The sequence below is a fragment of the Megasphaera sueciensis genome (assembly GCF_050219315.1).
In the GTDB taxonomy this organism is placed as follows: Bacteria; Bacillota; Negativicutes; order Veillonellales; family Megasphaeraceae; genus Megasphaera_A; species Megasphaera_A sueciensis.
Genome location: NZ_CP116939.1, coordinates 1182210 through 1202246, shown reverse-complemented (window position 1 = coordinate 1202246; position 20037 = coordinate 1182210). Strand labels below are relative to the sequence as shown.

Sequence of the window (20037 nt, the reverse complement as noted above, 5' to 3'; positions counted from 1 at the left end):
ATACATGAAGCGACTGTTGATTATAGGAACTGGAGGATTTGCGAGAGAAGTATACTGGCATGCACAAAATTCTATTGGGTATGGAACCGAATTTGAAATAAAAGGATTTTTAGAGGGGACACTGCCTTTAGAACCTGAAAAGTATTTTTTATTACCGGCTAAAGTATATGAAAATGTTACTAGCTATGAAGTGCAGAAGGATGATGTATTTGTTATTGCACTAGCCAATTCGCAGGTTAAAAATGAAATAGCCAATATTATTACTGAAAAAGGTGGACATTTTATTAACCTTATTCATAAAACTGCGTTGGTTGCACCAAATGCAATATTAGGAGAAGATTTAATCTTATGTCCATATACTATTGTTACCTGTGATACTACTATAGGCAGTCATGTGATGTTTAATCTGTATTCAAGTATTGGGCATGATTCTATTGTGGGAGATTACACAAGTATTATGTGTTATGTAGATATAGCGGGAAATGTAAAAATTGGGACACATAATTTTTGGGGGAATTGTTCATTGGCAATCCCAGGTAGCCAAATTGGAGATGATGTGATCGTTGGAGCAGGGGCAGTAATTCTTAAAAAAATAGAAGATAATCAAACAGTAGTAGGTATTCCTGCAAGAGAAGTTCATAAAAACAAGGTGGTGTAAATATGTATCGACATTGCATAAAGCGACTAATAGATCTGATATTATCTGTGATAGCAGTTGCAATGTTATCACCATTATTGATTGTTATTGGGACTTTAATACGCATAAAATTAGGAAAACCTGTTTTTTTTAAACAACAACGGCCAGGTAAAAATGAAGTAATTTTTGAAATTTTTAAATTTAGGACAATGAAAGATACCAAAGATCAAAATGGAAATTTATTATCCGATGAACTCCGATTGACTAAGTTTGGAAAATTTTTACGATCTACCTCGATAGATGAATTACCGGAGTTGATCAATATTTTAAGAGGGGACATGTCTATTGTTGGACCAAGACCATTATTGGTCAAGTATTTACCACTGTATGATGAGTTACAGCGTCAACGTCATGATGTTAAGCCGGGACTTACTGGACTTGCTCAAGTAAATGGTAGAAATGCAATTACTTGGGAAAAAAAATTTGAGTATGATGTTGCGTATGTTAAAAATATTACTTTTGTGGGAGATTGTAAAATTGTTTTTCAAACAATACTAAAAGTATTACAGAGAAAAGGTATTTCATCAAAATCGTCTGTGACGATGGAAGAATTTAGGGGAAGCAAATGAATATATTATTTCTTACGATTGCGTGGCCTAAATTGGGAGAAAATAACTTATATACAGATTTAATGGATGAATTTGTTGGACATCAACATAATGTAACGGTTGCTTGTTCGATAGAAAAAAGGTTTGGCTGTAAAACATATTTAGAAGAAGAAAATGGAATTAGAGTTTTACGAATAAAGACGGGCAATTTAACTAAAACTCCTTTTGTTGAAAAAGGAGTTTCAAATTTATTTATTAGTATGCAGTTTATGAGAGCCATTGATAGATACTTTTCTGGAGAACATTTTGAGCTTATTATAATGTCAACACCTCCCATTACCTTATCGGGTGTATATAAAAAATTGAAATATAAATATAATGCAAGTACGTATTTATTGTTAAAAGATATTTGGCCACAGGGAATTGCCGATTTAGGTTTAATTAAAAATAAGGGATTAATATATAAATATTTTTCATGGCAAGAGCAACGTTTATATAATACTAGTGATTTTATTGGCTGTATGTCTCCTGCAAATGTAAAGTTTGTGAAACAGCACAATATATTGGCAAATAAGCCTATTGTAGAAGAGAATCCTAATTCGATTAAAATTAGAAAATATAATGTAACTAAAAATTGGGAAGTTCGCAAAAAATATGGAATACCAGATAATCGGTGTGTTTTTTTGTTTGGAGGAAATTTAGGAAAACCACAAGGAATATTAAGCTTTTTGAATATGTTAAAAAAAACGGATAATGAAAATGCTTTCTTTTTATTTGTAGGAGATGGAACTGAAGCAAAAGTTGTTTCTGATTATTCGAAAGCACATGTAAATAATTTTAAATTTATTAAACGTCTTCCTAAAAGTGAATATGAAATATTATGTGAATCGGTTGATGTTGGGCTCATTTTATTAGATGGTCGGTATCATATACCAAATTTTCCTTCACGATTGCTGAGTTATTTAGAAAATAAACTGCCTGTACTTTGTTGTACTGATGCTAGTACCGATATTGGTGCTATAGTTGAGAAAAATAGATGTGGTATTAGTGTGTTACAAGGTGATTTAAAGACTTTTAATTGTGCTGTGGATACGTTGGTTGATAATGATCAATATAGAAAAGAAATGGGAAATAATGCATTTGAATTGTTGGAAAATAAATATACTTCATTACAATCATATCAGATTATTATAAATCATTTTTTAGAGGAGTAAATGTATGTTTAAAGATAGAATATTACTTATAACTGGAGGAACAGGATCTTTTGGAAATGCTGTTTTAAGACGATTCTTAGACACAAATATAAAAGAAATTCGGATATTTTCTCGAGATGAAAAGAAGCAGGACGACATGCGACATGAATATCAAGTACAATATCCTGTACTTAGCAATAAGATAAAATTTTATATTGGTGATGTACGAGATATTCAATCAGTCAAAAATGCTATATATGGTGTAGATTATATTTTTCATGCTGCCGCATTAAAACAGGTTCCGTCTTGTGAATTTTTCCCCTTAGAGGCAGTGAAAACCAATGTCATAGGGACCGATAATGTGTTAACGGTAGCCATTGAAGAAGGTGTGAAAAAGGTTATTTGTCTTTCTACGGATAAGGCAGCATACCCTATTAATGCGATGGGAACGTCTAAAGCTATGATGGAAAAAGTATATATAGCGAAATCACGTACAGTTTCACCTGATAAAATATTGATTTGCGGGACTCGGTATGGTAATGTGCTTTGTTCTCGAGGATCTGTGGTACCGCTTTTTGTGGAACAAATAAAGGCTGGATTATCACTAACTGTTACGGAACCGAGTATGACACGATTTATCATGAGTTTGGAAGAAGCCGTAGAATTAGTTATCTATGCGTTCGAACATGCGCATTCTGGAGACTTGATGGTACAGAAATCTCCGGCTAGTACGATTAGTGACTTAGCGCAGGCAGTTAAAGAATTGTTTCATGCGGATAACGAAATTAAAATTATTGGTATCCGTCATGGAGAAAAAATGTATGAAACGCTACTTACGAATGAAGAATGTGCAAGGGCAGTAGATTGTGGTAATTTTTATCAAGTACCGGCAGATAATCGTGACCTGAATTATGATAATTATTTTACACAGGGGAATACAAAGCGAAACAAGTTGACGGAATTTAATTCTGCAAATACAAAACTATTAAATGTAGCGGAAATCAAAGAAAAATTGTTGACAATTCCGTATATCAAGGAAGAATTAGCCAATTGGGAGGAAATGAAGTGAAAATATTAGTTACCGGATCTAATGGTTTTATTGGAAAAAACTTATTGGCTCAACTTCATAATATTCGGGACGGGAAAATTCCCAATTGTACATTAACTCGAGATTTGACATTATATGAATTTAGTCACGATAGTGATTCGGCTTTGTTGGATACATATACAGCAGATTGTGATTTTGTTATTCATTTGGCAGGAGTAAATCGTTCTAAAGATCGTGAAGTATTTATGCCAGGAAATTATGGTATTACAACTGAATTGTTGACTGCTTTAACAAGACATAACAATAAATCGCCTGTCCTTTTTACATCATCTATTCAAGCTGTTCTTGATAATGTATATGGTGTTTCTAAAAAGATGGCCGAAGATTATCTTTTTGCTTATGAAAAAGAAACGGGTGCTAAGGTATTGATTTATCGATTGCTGAATGTGTTTGGTAAATGGTGTAAGCCTAATTATAACAGCGTAGTTGCAACATTTTGTTATAATATAGCGCATGATTTACCAATACGAATTGATAATCCTGATACAGATATGTTCTTAGTTTACATAGATGATGTTGTTAATGAAATTATAGGAGCATTGCAGGGGAAAGAACATCGACAAAATGAATTTTGTAATGTACCGACGTCTTATGAAGTCAAATTAGGAAAGATTGCGGAGCTGATCAAAGAATTTAAGGAAAGCCGTACAAATCTTTCTGTGCCGCAATTGGATGATTCATTCACTAAGGATTTATACAGTACCTACCTCAGTTATTTGCCGATGGATAAATTTAGTTATCCTCTTAAAATGAATACCGATAATAGGGGCTCATTTACAGAAATTATTCGTACATTAGATCGGGGACAATTTTCCGTAAATATTTCTAAACCGGGTATTACAAAAGGCAACCATTGGCATAACACGAAAAATGAAAAGTTTGTCGTCGTAAGCGGTGAAGGGTTGATACAATTTCGTAGGATTGGGACGGAAAAAGTTTATCGGTATCATGTAAATGGTGATATGATAAAAGTTGTAGATATTCCTACGGGATATACACACAGTATCATGAATGAGGGAGATACAGATTTAGTGACATTTATGTGGTGTAATGAATGTTTTGATTCAGAAAAACCTGACACGTATAGTGAAGAGGTATAACAACATGGCGAAATTAAAATTAATGACAATAGTCGGAACACGTCCGGAAATTATTCGTTTATCGGAAACTATCAAAAAATGTGATGTTTATTTTGATCAGATATTGGTTCATACCGGACAGAATTATGATTATGAGTTGAACCAAGTGTTCTTTGAGGATTTACACTTACGGGAACCGGATTTTTATTTGAATGTTGTTGGAAAAGATTTGGGAGAAACGATTGGGAATGTCATTGCCCGAAGTTATACACTGATGGTGGAACAGAAACCGGATGCGTTGTTGATTCTCGGTGACACTAATTCCTGCTTATCTGCCATTGCTGCCAAGCGACTTCACATTCCTATCTTTCATATGGAAGCGGGGAACCGCTGTTTTGATGAATGTTTGCCGGAAGAAACAAACAGGCGAATCGTAGATCATATTGCTGATGTGAATATGTGTTATTCAGAACATGCCAGAAGATATCTGAATGCAGAGGGAACTGCAAAAGAACATACTTTTGTTACAGGTTCGCCGATGGCAGAGGTCTTGAGATCTAACTTAAAACAAATCGAAGCGTCAACAGTACATGAAAAGTTACATCTGGGAAAATGGAAATATATACTTTTGTCCGCACATAGGGAAGAAAATATCGATACAGAAAAGAATTTTTTTGATTTAATGAATGCAATAAATGCGATGGCAGAAAAATATGATATGCCTATTCTGTATTCTTGTCATCCGAGAAGTGCTAAATATATTGCTGCCCGTCATTTTCAATTTGACACGCGTGTTATGCAGCATCCGCCTCTGGGGTTTCATGATTATAACTGTTTGCAAATGAATGCGTTTGCTGTGGTCTCTGATAGTGGTACACTGCCGGAGGAAAGCAGCTTTTATCTTTCTATAGGAAAACCTATTGCTGCTGTATGTATTCGTACCAGCACGGAACGGCCGGAGGCTTTAGATAAGGGAAACTTTATTATTGCAGGAATTACTAAAGTACAGGTTCTACAGGCTGTTGATACAGCAGTTCAGATGATTCACAATCATGATTTTGGAATCCCGGTACCATATTATATGGAAGATGTAAGCAATAAGGTTGTTAAGATTATACAAGGTTATACGGGAATTATTAACAAAATGGTGTGGAGAAAATGAATATATTAGTATATGACGTGGCAGCAAGTGAGGGTGGAGCGTTAAGCATTTTACAAGAATATTATAGTAAATGTAGTAAAGATCAAAGCAATCACTACTATTTTGTGATTAGTACGCCGATGCTTGAAAATACAAACAATATTACGGTATTACGATTTCCAGATATAAAAAAAAGTTGGTTACATAGGATTTTTTTTGATATTTTCAAAATTCGTAAAATTATTAAATCCTATAATATTGAACAAATTATATCTTTACAAAATATAATAGTATGGCATATGACTGTTCCACAAATTTTATATTTGCATCAGCCACTTCCATTTGTACAATATCAATTTAGCCTTTTTGAAAACAGAACATTTTGGATATATCAGCATATTATCGGTAAATTAATAAAACACTCTGTTTGCCATGCAACGAAGGTGATTGTACAAACACAATGGATGAAGCAGGTTTGTATAGAACAATGCCACGTGGTCTCTAAACAAATAGATGTGATAGCACCATCCATTGATAGTAGTAAGCTGAAATATTTTGTTGAATTTAACTTAAAGCGGAAGACATTCTTTTATCCTGCTGGCGTGCAAAGTTATAAAAACCACATGATTATTCTTGAAGCTTGTAAAATGTTGCAAATGAAAGGTGTTGATAATAGCTTTTATGAAGTTTTATTTACTATTGAAGGTAATGAAAATTCATATACAAAAAAAATCTATCAATATGCTGTTAGAAATAAATTACCTATACGATTTCTGGGTCCCATAAAGCGAGAAAAAGTTTTTGATTTATATTCCAAATCCATTCTCTTGTTTCCATCCTATATAGAAACATTTGGTCTTCCATTATTAGAAGCTAAATTAAGTAGATGTCTAATTGTTGCGAGTGATACAGTGTTTTCCAAAGAGATATTGTCTAATTATGGTAATGTATTTTTTTGCGATCCTTTTGATAAAATATCATGGTTTCAACGAATTTATCAACTAATAAAGCAGGTGACATATTGATCTACAAAAGAAATGTGAGAAATTTGCTGTGTGTCAGTAATAGGTATAAGTGTTGGAAAACGCCATTGACCAATGTAATAATATCCAAAGATAGTTGTTCTAAATGACCATGTGGAAATAAAAATGTATGTACACATGTTTTAAAATATAATTTTATACGAAGTATTACAGTTGAAGATGTATATAAACAAATTATGAATGTACTACGCTTGAATAAAAACTAACTTGTATATTTAAGTCAAGTTATGAGAATATATGGGGGATTGAAATGATATTTGACAAAATAAAGGCAAATATTGCACATGGCATTTTATTATTCAGTAATGCAGTAATTTACATAATTACATCTGTTCTTTTTACATCAAAAGAACAGAATATTTTACGCATATGCATATACAAAGTAGGAAATATTGGGGATTTAATATGTATTATTCCAACATTATATGCTATAAAAAATTATTATCCAGATGCTCAAATAGTACTTCTTTCTTCGCCAGGGTCACTAAATTCTATTGGGGCAGCAGACGTTTTATGTGGAGTTTCATGTATTAATAAAATAATGCTTTATTATCATAATGACATTAACTCACTTTCGAAAATAAATTGCTTCAAGAAAAAAGTTAAAGCCGAAAATTTTGATAAATTATTTTATTTGTCTAATGAAAGTGGCGATATAAAGCGAGTGTTGAGGGATGCTGTCTTTTTTAGGTTTTGTGGTATTAGAAATGCTACTGGATTTCGTATTAATACAGTACGGATTTTTCCACAGGCACAAACTAAATTTTGTCATTTTCCCAATGAAGTGGAGCGGAATTTAAGTAATTTGCCGTTTAAATGTAAAAATATTCCCCAATTTGAGATCCATATTACAAAACGTGATAAATGTTTTGTAAATCATGTTTTAAAAGAAAGTGGAATAAACAGTAATGACAAGATTATGGCTATTTCTTTTGCTGGGAAAGGTGAAGCACAATGTTGGGCCAATGAGAATTTTTCTGAAATTGTTCGTCGGTGGGGTAACATTTCTGATCATCATAAAGTAATTCTCATTGGTGGATTAGGTGAAGTGGAGAACGGAAATCAAATTATGCAAGATAGTATGTCTCTTCATGTATTGAATTTTTGTGGAAAATTTTCTATCCAACAAAGCTTTTATTTCATGACGAAGATATTATTCTTGCTATCCATTGATACTGGGACTGCTCATATGGCGGCGGCTATGAATACTAAGTGTATAGAACTTTGTACTGCTTATGATTTTCCAAACAAGTGGGTGGCTTATGGGATGAATACTCTTGCAATTAGAAAAAATTTGTCATGTTCTCCTTGTCTTAAAAAAAAATGCAAGTATGGATATCCTGCTAAATGTATGCAGGCTATAACAATAAATGAAGTATGGCAAGCCATTCGGCAAATATGAAAGAAAGAAGGTAAATATGCTAAAAAAAACAAAAATGGGCATAGGGATATATAATACTGTTTTTTTCGAGCTATCTGTTTTTATTTACATAATATATTTGTATTCACTGTCGTCTGCGAATATAGATGATTTATTGTATGCTATAGTACATGGATGTTTTTCTGTATATATAATAATAAAAACATGGAAAAAAATATTGCATTATTATGCTGAGAACGACTTTCCATTGATTTTAATTACATTATTAATGTTTGCTATTTATTATGAACTAAGCTGTGTGAAATATTTTACTTCACCCCCATATTTTTATTTTGTGCAAGATAATTTATATCGCTTTTTGTTTTCTATATTTACAGGATTTCTTATATTGGGTAGTGTTGAATTAATGCCATGGCTTGCTTATAAAAATACAAAAGCAATAAAGACACCGATGAAATATAAGATCAGTAAAACTTGGTTAATGATATGTATAATATTATTAATTTATACAACTTATGCGAAATATTCCAATAATTACATATCTCCTTATTTACAGCCTACTATCGAATTAACGATGTATGATCAAATTATCTTATTTGCTAATGATTTTTTATATATTATTCTTTCAGTTTTGGCTGTTGCTCAATTTGAAAAAAAATCTTTTATTTCAAAAATTCCAATATTTTTTTTAATGGGAATTACGTTGGCGGAAAGCTCACTAAGTGGTTCTCGATATATTTTTTTTCACGAAATGTTGATTTTATTTTTTCTGTTTCTTTTGTTTAGGAAAATTAATCTTATTAAATTTACAAAGCTTTTAATTATACTTCCAGGGATTATAATTTTAGTAAGTCTATTAGCATTTAATGTTTCAGGAAGATATTCAGGTGATAATGCGGCAATAGTTGATGATTTATCATATAGATTTGAATTGTCTGATTATCCTTTAGCACTTATCCATAATAGAGATTGGGGGGAATTTTCTTTAGGAACGATTCAAAGTGGAATTATAGTTGCAATTCCATCAATTATTATAGGCGAGAAAAATGTAAATGATATGACTTTTTCTAAAGATAGGATTCTTAGTCAAGCCAATTTAAGTACTGATGTAGATTATGCAGATACGTATTTTTCTATGGGGACTGAAAATTTTGGAATTGTTGGTTTTATTACCATACTTCCTTTTATTATTTTTTTACTTAATGCATTGGATATTGAATTAAGTAAAATGGGGCCATATTCACCTTTTGCTAAAATTTCATTTATACAATTATTTACTACCATAGAACTTGAATGGCTCGATTTTTTCCCGGAAATACGAAATGGAATGTTAACTATGATTTTGTTATATGTTTTTTATAAGTTAGCCATAAGGAGTGAGAGATGAAAATTGTAATCATTGGACAATTTGGAATAGAAGCCTTTGGGTTTCATATCAAAGAAAATTTAGAAGCTATGGGGCATGAAGTAGTTGCCTGTATTCCTTTCTCGAATGATAAGAATGTGATGATGTATCGAGTAACTCCTATTGATAAAGTTATTAATAAAATCAAAAGAAAGATGCTATTTGCGTCTCCGAGATTAAGACGTTTTTCATTAAAACATATTTTTGTTGCGTTAAAACATATAAAATGTGATCTAGTAATATGCACATATGATTATTTTCTGCCTGATGAAATTGAGTTAATTAGAAAAATAACTGGAGGAAAAATAATTCTATGGTTTCCTGATGCTATTAGTAATTATCAACGTGGGCTTGCCATAATTGCTGGTTATGACGCTCTATTTTATAAAGAACCATATATTGTAAAATATTTGCATGATATTTATAAATTAAATGTATTCTATTTACCAGAAGCCTTTAGCAAACTTAGACACACGCCTACATGTGATTATCACAATGAAAATGTGTTAAAAGATAAATATCGTTGCGATATAGTTATGATTGGTTCATTACATTCAGCTAGGCTTCCTTTATTAGAACGACTTACTGATTTTGATCTTAAAATTTATGGTAATCGTGGAACGTGGTGGCTTAATACTTCTAAAGTTATTCAATATCATACTAATAAGTTTCTATCCAATCATGATAAAGCTGACGCAATTAAATATGCTAAAATTTCTTTAAATACAATAGATCCTCCAGAAATATATGGTGTAAATGTACGAACCTTTGAATATGCAGGCGCAGGAGGATTTCAGATTGCACAGCATAAAAAAGCGATTGGTGATTTATTTGTATGTGATCGTGAAATTGTTACTTATCGTACAATGGATGAAATGATTCAGAAAGTTCGATATTATTTAGGTCATAATGATGAGAGAAATAAAATTGCTAATGCAGGTAAGATACGAGCATGGAAAGATCATGACTATCAGAAAAGATTAACGAGACTTATTAATATGACTTTTAAAGAAAATATTATAGATGAAGATCGATTCGATTATAGAATTTTGAAATGAGGTTGTATTATGAGTAATGTTAAAGTATCTGTTTTGGTACCAATTTATAATGTTGAAAAATATTTGCCTGAATGTTTGGATAGTTTGAAACAACAGACGTTGAAAGAAATCGAGTTTATTTGTTTGGATGATGGATCTACGGATTCTTGTTCTAATATACTAGATAAATATGCAGATAATGATAAAAGATTTGTTGTTGTTCATAAAAAAAACTCTGGATACGGAGATACTTTAAATAAAGGGTTAAATATTGCACAGGGAGAGTATATTGGAATTGTTGAATCTGATGATTTTGCTGCATCAAATATGTTTGAAGAACTTTATGGATTCGCGAAAAAATTTAATGTTAATATTGTAAAGTCATTGCATTATTTATACTGGGATAACAAAAATGTTTTCCCGTTTGATGATATGCCTTTTTCTGTGCCGAGAAATAAAATCATCGATCCATTAATTAATACTGATATTTTTATGATAGGAGCTACTATTTGGGATTCTATTTATAAATCTTCTTTTTTAAGAAGTGAAAATATATGTTTTTTAACTACTCCAGGAGCTTCTTACCAAGATACTTCTTTTAATTTTAAAGCATTATCAAAATCAGGTCCAATTTATTTTACTTCAAACAGATATTTATACTACAGACAAGATAATCCCCAGTCATCGGTGAAGTCTGTTAGTATGAAAAAAGTGATGTCTAATCATATTGAATTTTTAGAAATTGAAAAATTTTTAAATAATAATCCTAGTATTGAAAGAAAAGTATTAGATATTTATAAAAAAAGAAAAATAAAAATTTTGATAGGAAATGTTTTAAAAATATATGATATTAATGAAAAAATGAAATATGTTTCTAAAATTTCAGAAGAATTTAAATGTTGTTATCAATTATATGGTTTTACTTATTTAAATAAAAAATATCAATTTTTATATTTTCTTGTTATGCATAAAGTGAAATATGGATTCATGATATATGATGGTTTAAGAAAATTAAGATGGTAGTTATTTTGGCTTTATTTTTTATTTATAATAGAATTATGATTTATAAGAAATTTTATGAATGTTAAAAGATAAATTTTTGATTTGATAATTTATTCAACAAAATTCTAGAGATAATATATTTGTTTTATTCAGGAGATGAAAAGATGAGTATTTATGATTATCTAATAGTTGGCAGTGGTTTATTTGGCTCTGTATTTGCACACGAGGCTAATAATAAAGGGAAACGATGTCTCGTTATTGAGCGAAGGAATCATTTAGGTGGAAATGTATATTGCCAAAATAGAGACGACATTAACATTCATTTTTATGGGGGACATATTTTTCATACTAATGCACCCGATATTTGGGAATATGTAAACCAATTTGTTGTATTTAATCAGTATATAAATAGCCCGATAGCTAACTATAAGGGGGAACTGTATAATCTTCCTTTTAATATGAATACATTTCATGAAATGTGGGGGGTTATAACACCTAGGGAAGCTAAGAGAAAAATTGCAAAGCAAAGAGCTTTAATTACTCATGAACCTCAAAATTTGGAAGAACAGGCAATTCATCTTGTTGGTACAGATATTTATGAAAAATTAATTAAAGGATATACAGAAAAACAGTGGGGAAGGAAATGTACTGAGTTACCTGCCTTTATTATTAAACGATTACCAGTCCGCTATACGTATGATAATAATTATTTTAATGATCGATATCAAGGAGTTCCCATTGGGGGATATAATGTGTTAATTAATCATTTGTTGGAAGGTATAGACGTTCGGTTAAATTGTGATTTTAATACAAATCAAGAAGCATGGAGAGATATAGCAGATAAAGTGATTTATACAGGAACGATAGATGAGTACTTTCATTATTGTTTGGGCGAACTGGAATATCGCGGTCTTCGTTTTGAGACGGAGAAATATAATATAGATAATTATCAGGGAGTAGCAGCTGTTAATTATACTGATGCTGAAACACCGTATACACGGATTATTGAACATAAGCATTTTGAATTTGGCACACAATCGGTTACTTATATTACCAAAGAGTATCCTGTGTTTTGGAAACGTGGTGATGAAGCGTATTATCCAATAAACGATGAGAAAAATCAAAATCTTTATCAACAATATTTGATAAAAGCTAAACAAGAAAAAAATGTTATATTTGGAGGACGGCTGGGAGAATACAAATATTATGATATGGATAAAGTAATACAATCGGCATTACATCTTACGGAAAAAGAGTTATCTTAATATGATGTAATTATTTTGATAAATGAATTTTAAAATATTATAAAATAAAGGATTTTATCAATAATGATGCAGAGAAAAGTTTTGATTTTATAAAAGTAAAGTGCAATAATTATTGATTATGAGTGATTGATATGGCGAGTATATCTAAAAATTATTTTTATAACATGATTTTTCAAGTATATAGTTTGATTTTACCAATAATTACTATCCCTTATTTGTCAAGAGTCATTGGTGCCGAAGGGCTAGGAAAATATGCATTTGCATTATCTGTTGTAACTTATTTTACGATGATTGCGTTTTTAGGAATGAATAATTATGGACAACGAACGATAGCTTATGTTCGTAATCAGGATATATATACACTAAGTGCAACCTTTTGGGGGTTGTTTATTGTCAAATTAGTGTTATCAACGATTGTGTTGTTTATGTATCTTGTATTCATATTTTTTTGTTTTTCTAATATATTTTTATATGTTATTCTTGCTATGGAGATTGTTACTGTTTCTTGTAATGTGGATTGGTTTTTTCAAGGTATTGAAAATTTTAGAGTGTTAGCAGTACGAAATATTTTTATAAGGACACTAGCTACTATATCTATATTTTTATTTGTTAAAACATCTAATGATTTTGTGATCTATGTTTTGTGTATGACATTTGCGGATTTTTTAAGCACAGCATCCATGCTCCCTTTATTAACAACATACATTTGCAAAGTTCATTTTATAGATATTCATTGTTGGAAGCATGTAGTAGGTTCTTTTCGATTATTTATTCCTCAAATTGCAATGACGATTTACTTGGTTATGGATAAGACGATACTTGGTGTATTAAGTAATTCGCCGATGGAAGTTGGGTTTTATGATCAGGCACATAAACTGGTTTTAGTCTTATTAACAATTGTAACTTCTTTGGGGACTGTTATGTCTCCTCAAATATCTTTTTTATATGCTAATAAAAATTATGAAGGTATTTTACGAAATTTGCGATATAGTTTTCACATTGTAGGGTGTTTGGCTATTCCTATGATTTTTGGAATTTTTTTAGTGGCTAACATATTTGTCCCATTCTTTTTTGGAAATGGATTTGACCAGGTAATTCCATTATTAAAAATTTTTAGTTTTCTTTTGTTAGCGATTGGATTAAGTAATATTTTAGGAAGTCAGTATTTGATACCCATTGGAAGAGAACATTTGTTGACTATTTCAGTGACAATAGGTGCTATAATCAACGTTTTTTTTAATATAGTACTTATTCCAGCCTATGCATCACTTGGATCAACAATAGCTTCTGTTATTGCGGAAATTGGAGTATTTGGTTATCAGTTTTGGGTGACACGAAAGGAATTACCCTTTCGCCAATATTTTTTGAGTATGAAAAATTATATTTTTGCTGGTGCAATCATGTTTTTTATACTGTATTTTATTCCTCAGAATATTCCCACTGTACTTTACTTACTAATTAGTATTTTTTCAGGAATTGTTATATATATTATGGTTTTAATTCTTTTAAAAGATAAGTTTATTATTGAAGTAATCAGTAGGATAAAAAGAATTTTAGTGAATAGTTAAATATAGAAACTATAGTAGAAGATAACAGGGACGCTCTTTTTTTGTCGCATTAGTTGATAATAGAGAATATACTGGTCGGATAGAGCCAACGTTTCGATGTGGCGTGAGCTACATGTCCGGAATTGTTGAGATACTATCCCTAAAAGTATTCGCTTACAGATTGTTCCAATTCATATCCTTCAATGCAGAGCGTATATGGATTGAAGCAATGCTTTACATGTTTATTTTGATACTGAGAGCAAAAGATGGTAGCGGATTTCTTTCGTTTCCGGTGAGGCAGTTCAACGATATACATGTAATTGTAGGAAAGGGGACATAGTTTGTGATTCCATTTGGAAATTGTTTTATGATGCGCTTCTTTTTTGTGCGTTGAATATACTGATCGGATAGAGCCAGCGTTCCGGTGCGGCGTGAGCCGCATGACCGGAACTGTTGAGCCACTATCCCCCAAAGTTATTCGCTTAAAGATTGATCCAATCCATATACTTCACGCATTGAAATATCCTTTGATGGATCTGTACTTTCGATATTGATTTTATATGCATCGTGTACGATGCGATCAAGGATGGCGTCGGCTAGTGGACTGGCGTCTCCTCCTAGTTGCTCATACCAGTCGTTGTCTCTATACTGAGAACAGAAAATGGTCGAAGATTTTTTGCGGCGCCGGTGAAGAAGTTCGAAAATATCTTTGCATTCCATCTCACTCGGCTTCATGAGCAGCCATTCATCAAAAATAAGCAGCACCGGATTGGCATATTTAGCCATAACGTTCTTATAAGTGCCATCATTCCTTGAGATTTCTATATCGATGAGAAAATCTGGCAACCTGACATATTTTGTTTTGTAATATTGTTTACAGGCTTCCATACCGAATGCACAGGCCATATAGGTTTTGCCGCTACCGGTTGCACCCGTAATGAAAATATTTCGATGTTCCGTAATATATTCACAATTTGCGAGTCTTTCAATAAGACCCCGATTCAGTTTGCGGCCAGATTTATAGTTGATATCCATAATGCTGGCATCTGACTGATCAAATCCAGCACCTTTAATAAGCCTTTTCCTTCGATTATTTTTTCGACTGCTGTATTCAATGTCCACCAGCATACCAAACCGATCCTCAAATGGAATTTCCTTCATTTTTTGATCATTTTGTTGAGTAAGAAAAGCATCCGACATCGCAGTAAGACGCATTGCAAGTAATTTATCTATTGTACTTTGATTCGTCATGGCTGTTTCCTCCCGTAGTATGCAGAACCTCTGGTAATGCCATGGTTCTTTCGCGTAGACGCTGACTCAACTGGTGTTTTATCCGTATCCGTTTTTGCTGACAAGATATTTTTGATGCTCTTGTAGCTCGGATTTACCGTATAGCTTAAAGCTTTTTGACAAGCAACTTCAAGCTGCATTCCAGAATATCTTTCCGTGAGCTTCAACAGTCCCATACAGCTTCGATAAGCCTGTTGTTCCACACGATGGGAGGTAAGGATTGCATCTATTGCCTTATACGTATTGGGCCCGATTTTTTCAGCCCATTTGCGGAATCTGTCGCCGTTCCATGACAAATATTGCTGATGATCCTTTGGCATGTGTTCCAGAATGGTACTATACTGCCCCTTACGTCCGTAAAGCCGACGATGTGATGCAATTCGTTTATGATTGTAAAAAATCTCAATGATTTTATCTGTTATCCGCACATCTACCTTCCGTTTTATATATTCATATGGGACGGAGTATAGCATTCCGCTGATAGATATGTGATAATTAAATTGAACGGTGTACTGTTTCCAGTCCGCTAGTTCATACGAGGTAGCAGGTAAAGGTGCCAATAATGGCAATTCTTCGTCGTGGAAGAGTCTCAGCCGGCTGCCTTCTTTCTTTTGAAAGAGTCTGGCATTAAACTCTGCCAGCTTTTCTCGGATTGATTGATTGATCTCAGCAAGAGAAAAGAACTGCTCATTACGAAGCGCCGCCGTAATCCATGTAGAAATTTTGCCGACTGTACCTTCAGCATTCGGTTTATCCTTGGGAGCTTTCACTCTGGCAGGAATAATAGCCGTGCCATAATGCTCCGCCATCTCATGATAGATGGTGTTGACCTGCTGACTATACCAACCACCGTTATGTACAACGGCTGTTTTGCAATTATCTGGCACAAGGATCTTAGCAACACCACCGAAGAACTCAAACATATGGATATGAGCTGTAATCCAAGCCTGTTGCTTTTCATTGATAAAGGCTTCGACATACGTGTATTGGCTGTACGTCATCACACCAACAAAAAGATATGCGTCTATAACTTCACCCGTATCAGGATCCATAATGTGAGCCGGATCTCCAGCCCAATCTACTTCGACCTGTTCGCCAGGCTTGCGGTTGATATGCATGGTGGCCCGACGCTTTTGTTCATCCTGTTGAATGTAGTAGCAAAACTGCGAGTACATGAGAGGCGCTTCACCACTTAGCCGGCACGTCTCCATATATTCTGTCCATAGGAGTTTCTTGTTTACCCCGCTTTTCATCAGTTCTTTGTGGATGTAGGACAAATTAGGTTGGCACCTTTGAACATTGGATTTTGGATGAGAAACCAATATTTTCTCAAGTGCAACATCTGTCATGTTTTCGTCCAAGGGCCAGAAAAGCTTTAATTCAGCAGCCTTTTTTAAAACTTTTGCGACGGTATTTCTAGAACAAGGGCAGCTACGTGCTATGTTCCGTTCACTGAAACCAAGGTGAATATTCCATTCCTAAAGTGCAATCTTTCCGAAGTTTTAGTGCACCCCTTTCTAGAAATTTAGTGCATAGCTCCCGAAAATTCAGTGCAGTGCTCCCGGAAGCTATGCAGTCGTAAACCTTTTAATAACTTAATGTTTTTTGTTGTGCAGATTGTTTTAACCCGTGACGTTCGCGCATTGAAACCTGTCCGTCAATAAAGACTTCATAACTGTTGTGTACAATCCTGTCAATAATGGCTTCAGATACGGTGGCATCACTTTCTGTACCAATCCTGTTGTACCAGTCGCCTGGTTCAAATTGTGTGCAGAATATCACAGATCCCTTAACGCTTCTTGCTTCAATAATTTCTAGCAATTCTCTTGCCTGATCACTGGATAAAGGTGTTAACAAGAATTCATCTACGATCAGCAATCCAACTTTTTGGTAAGATTTAATGAGCTTTTCAAATGTTCCTTCACCATGAGCAATTGCCAGTTCATCCAGAAGCTCTGGCAACCTTATATACCGAACCTTTAAGTAGTTTCTGCAGGCAGCATTGCCAAGGGCACAGGCAATATATGTTTTCCCATTTCCAGATGCTCCTTTCAGAATAATATGGTGACTTTCACGAATGTATTGGCAAGTAGCAAACGAATTAATTAGTGCTTTATCAAGGTTCCTGTCAGGCTGGTATTCAATATTTTCAACGCAGGCATCTGGATAACGAAATGCTGCTGTATGAATAAGCTTGTTCATCTTCGTGTTTTGGCGTTTAGTCCATTCTCGATCAATCATCATCCCGATTCTGTCTTCGAAGGAGAGATTGTCGAAATATTTATCATTGCATTGTTCTTCAAAAACAGCGGCCATTTCGGACAAACGCATATCATGTAGTTTATCAACAGTGGATTGTTTTAACATTTTTCTTTACCTCCCCGGAAATATGCTGCACCGCGTGTTATGCCGTGAGATGTATCAGATTGTAAGGACGGGGGCTTTACCTTAACTTTGTCCAGACCGTTTTTAAGAATTGTTGCAATATTTTTAAGGCTGGGACTTGGGGTATATGTTAAAGCGGTACCGCATGCTTGTTCGAGCCTGTTTGTAGAATAGCGGTCTGCTAGTCTCATTAACGAAACACAGGATTTGTAGCCCTGTCTTTCTATCTTATGCATATATAGAAAGTTTTTAATAACAAGCAGCGCGTTATCCCCTATGTTTTCACCCCATTTAAGAAAATTCTCACTGTTGTATGCAAGATACTGCCTGTGGTTTGCCGGCATATGTTCAGGTACATAAATTGGTTCTTGGGAGTATGCTCTACGGATATGCGAAGCAATTCTTTGTCCATGGAAAAACATCTCTATTGTCTTTTCCGTGGTTCGTACCTCAATTTTTTTACCAATAAATTCATATGGCACAGAATACTTGCAATTCCCGACGGGTATGAGATAATCGGGTTGTATGGTGGCTTTCGACCAGATAGCCGTCTCATACGGGGAAGCAGGCAGTGGCATGAGGAAGTCCTTTTCTTCCTCTTCAAATGCTGTGAATCTGCTTCCTTTCTTCTTTTGAAACGGTTTTTTGTTGAATTCTGTAAGCTTTTCAAGGATTACGGCATTTACTTCCGTAAAGGAAAAACACTTCCTGTTGCGAATTGCTGCCAAAATCCAGGTTTCAATAACGCCAACGGTTCGCTCAGCATTAGCTTTATCTCGTGGAGTGAATGGCCTAGCTGGAATTATGGCGGTGCCATAATGTTCTGCCATCTCATGGTAGGAATGGTTTAAAATGAGCTCTGTGCTTGTGTTTTTAATCACTCCTGTTTTGAGATTATCTGGTACAAGAATGCGGGTTACGCCACCAAAGAAAGAGTAAGCATGAACATGGGCTTCAATCCAGTGATTGGACTTCATGTCTGGAAATGCTTCGGCATAACTGTAAAGGCTGCATGGTAGGCATGCCACAAAAACATAAGCTTTTATTTCTTCTCCTGTTGTTTCATCAATAACAGACAATGTATTTCCAACCCAGTCGACCTCCATGATTTCTCCCGGTTTTCTTGTTATCCTAAGGGTTGCCTTCTTTGAAGCAGCGTATGCATGGTACTTGTCACTGAATTGGGAATGCTGATAGGGAATCATTCCTTCATGTCGACATTTCTCACAGTATTCCGACCACAACAGGGAAAGCGTAACTCCTGGTTTCGCCAGCTCTTTGTAAATATACTCATAATCAGGGAGTTTTCGTCCTTGAGACGTGAGTCGTCCAGGGTAGAGAATAGCAGATAGATCCTTATTTGTAAGATTATTTGGAATTGGCCATGTTAACTCTTTGTCTTGAGCTAATTTCCATACTTCGGCGATAGTATTCCGGGAACTTCCACAACTGTTGCCGACACGCAAGTTGCTGTACCCCAGGCTTTTAAGCCTGATGATTTCTCGATAATTTAACATGATTATCGACCTCCAATAATGATAGTCACACGTATGTGTGCCATTTTCATTATATAGGGCATGCACTGTTATCGAAAATGAGTGCACTTAATTATCGGAAAGATACGCACTAAATTGTCGGCAAGACTGCACTATTTTGTTGGAATATACAACCAAGGTGCTTCAACCTTATGATTTCGCGATATTTGGTCATCATATGACCTCCCGTATAATGTATTTACATCTCTAGATGTATACATACATTATACGGGTTATGGTCATGGCTCACTTCGTCCGGACAGGTGGCTCAGGCTTAAACGGTATGGTGGCTCACTTTGATCGGACAGGTGGCTCAACTAGATCCGTATTATTCATGCGTCACGTTGTTTCTTTATTTAACGTGCGGACTGTGTCAGCCCG

At 33.9% G+C, this 20037-nt stretch carries 17 protein-coding genes; 13 read left to right on the top strand and 4 right to left on the bottom strand.

Annotation, left to right across the window (positions count from 1 at the left end):
• Nucleotides 1-4: 4 nt before the first annotated feature.
• The 13 genes from NXG62_RS05730 to NXG62_RS05670 all read left to right on the top strand — a co-directional run bounded on the left by NXG62_RS05730 (nt 5) and on the right by NXG62_RS05670 (nt 14467).
• On the top strand, nt 5-658 hold the full coding sequence (locus NXG62_RS05730) for a NeuD/PglB/VioB family sugar acetyltransferase (RefSeq protein WP_427113992.1): 654 nt from the start codon (nt 5-7) through the stop codon (nt 656-658).
• Nucleotides 659-660: 2 nt separating this feature from the next.
• On the top strand, nt 661-1266 hold the full coding sequence (locus NXG62_RS05725; protein ID WP_427113991.1) for a sugar transferase: 606 nt from the start codon (nt 661-663) through the stop codon (nt 1264-1266).
• On the top strand, nt 1263-2459 hold the full coding sequence (locus NXG62_RS05720) for a glycosyltransferase family 4 protein (protein WP_427113990.1): 1197 nt from the start codon (nt 1263-1265) through the stop codon (nt 2457-2459). Before NXG62_RS05725 ends, NXG62_RS05720 begins: the two co-directional genes overlap by 4 nt.
• A gap of 4 nt (nt 2460-2463) precedes the next feature.
• Nucleotides 2464-3507: a polysaccharide biosynthesis protein gene (locus tag NXG62_RS05715; protein WP_427113989.1), complete on the top strand. Its 1044-nt coding sequence runs from the start codon at nt 2464-2466 to the stop codon at nt 3505-3507.
• Entirely contained in the window at nt 3504-4646 is a 1143-nt protein-coding gene (locus NXG62_RS05710; RefSeq protein ID WP_427113988.1) for an NAD-dependent epimerase/dehydratase family protein, read from the top strand. Before NXG62_RS05715 ends, NXG62_RS05710 begins: the two co-directional genes overlap by 4 nt.
• Before the next feature lie 4 nt (nt 4647-4650).
• Nucleotides 4651-5787 carry a non-hydrolyzing UDP-N-acetylglucosamine 2-epimerase gene (wecB, locus tag NXG62_RS05705; RefSeq protein ID WP_427113987.1) on the top strand — a complete coding sequence of 379 codons (1137 nt, stop codon included), beginning with the start codon at nt 4651-4653 and terminating at the stop codon, nt 5785-5787.
• On the top strand, nt 5784-6791 hold the full coding sequence (locus NXG62_RS05700; protein ID WP_427113986.1) for a glycosyltransferase: 1008 nt from the start codon (nt 5784-5786) through the stop codon (nt 6789-6791). Before wecB ends, NXG62_RS05700 begins: the two co-directional genes overlap by 4 nt.
• Before the next feature lie 268 nt (nt 6792-7059).
• Nucleotides 7060-8211: a glycosyltransferase family 9 protein gene (locus tag NXG62_RS05695; protein ID WP_427113985.1), complete on the top strand. Its 1152-nt coding sequence runs from the start codon at nt 7060-7062 to the stop codon at nt 8209-8211.
• A gap of 16 nt (nt 8212-8227) precedes the next feature.
• Complete coding sequence (locus tag NXG62_RS05690; protein WP_427113984.1) at nt 8228-9577, top strand: hypothetical protein; 1350 nt, start codon at nt 8228-8230, stop codon at nt 9575-9577.
• Entirely contained in the window at nt 9574-10653 is a 1080-nt protein-coding gene (locus NXG62_RS05685; protein ID WP_427113983.1) for a CgeB family protein, read from the top strand. The genes NXG62_RS05690 and NXG62_RS05685 overlap by 4 nt, the downstream gene beginning before the upstream one ends.
• A 9-nt stretch (nt 10654-10662) precedes the next feature.
• The gene (locus NXG62_RS05680; RefSeq protein ID WP_427113982.1) at nt 10663-11655 is read left to right on the top strand and encodes a glycosyltransferase family 2 protein; all 993 of its coding nucleotides are present in this window, start codon (nt 10663-10665) and stop codon (nt 11653-11655) included.
• Nucleotides 11656-11798: 143 nt separating this feature from the next.
• Complete coding sequence (gene glf, locus NXG62_RS05675; RefSeq protein ID WP_427113981.1) at nt 11799-12899, top strand: UDP-galactopyranose mutase; 1101 nt, start codon at nt 11799-11801, stop codon at nt 12897-12899.
• Between the two features lie 131 nt (nt 12900-13030).
• The gene (locus NXG62_RS05670; protein WP_427113980.1) at nt 13031-14467 is read left to right on the top strand and encodes an oligosaccharide flippase family protein; all 1437 of its coding nucleotides are present in this window, start codon (nt 13031-13033) and stop codon (nt 14465-14467) included.
• A gap of 453 nt (nt 14468-14920) precedes the next feature.
• On the opposite strand, the gene NXG62_RS05665 is transcribed toward NXG62_RS05670, so the two are convergent.
• The 4 genes from NXG62_RS05665 to istA (NXG62_RS05650) form a co-directional block, all read right to left on the bottom strand.
• A complete protein-coding gene (locus NXG62_RS05665; RefSeq protein WP_427113979.1) occupies nt 14921-15697 on the bottom strand; it encodes an ATP-binding protein in 777 nt (258 codons plus the stop codon).
• Nucleotides 15694-17205, bottom strand: a complete 1512-nt coding sequence (gene istA, locus NXG62_RS05660) for an IS21 family transposase (protein WP_427114247.1) — start codon at nt 17203-17205, stop codon at nt 15694-15696. The genes NXG62_RS05665 and istA (NXG62_RS05660) overlap by 4 nt, the downstream gene beginning before the upstream one ends.
• 118 nt (nt 17206-17323) lie before the next feature.
• On the bottom strand, nt 17324-18103 hold the full coding sequence (istB, locus tag NXG62_RS05655) for an IS21-like element helper ATPase IstB (RefSeq protein WP_427112184.1): 780 nt from the start codon (nt 18101-18103) through the stop codon (nt 17324-17326).
• Nucleotides 18097-19638: an IS21 family transposase gene (gene istA / locus NXG62_RS05650; protein WP_427112183.1), complete on the bottom strand. Its 1542-nt coding sequence runs from the start codon at nt 19636-19638 to the stop codon at nt 18097-18099. Before istA (NXG62_RS05650) ends, istB begins: the two co-directional genes overlap by 7 nt.
• Nucleotides 19639-20037 lie beyond the last annotated feature (399 nt).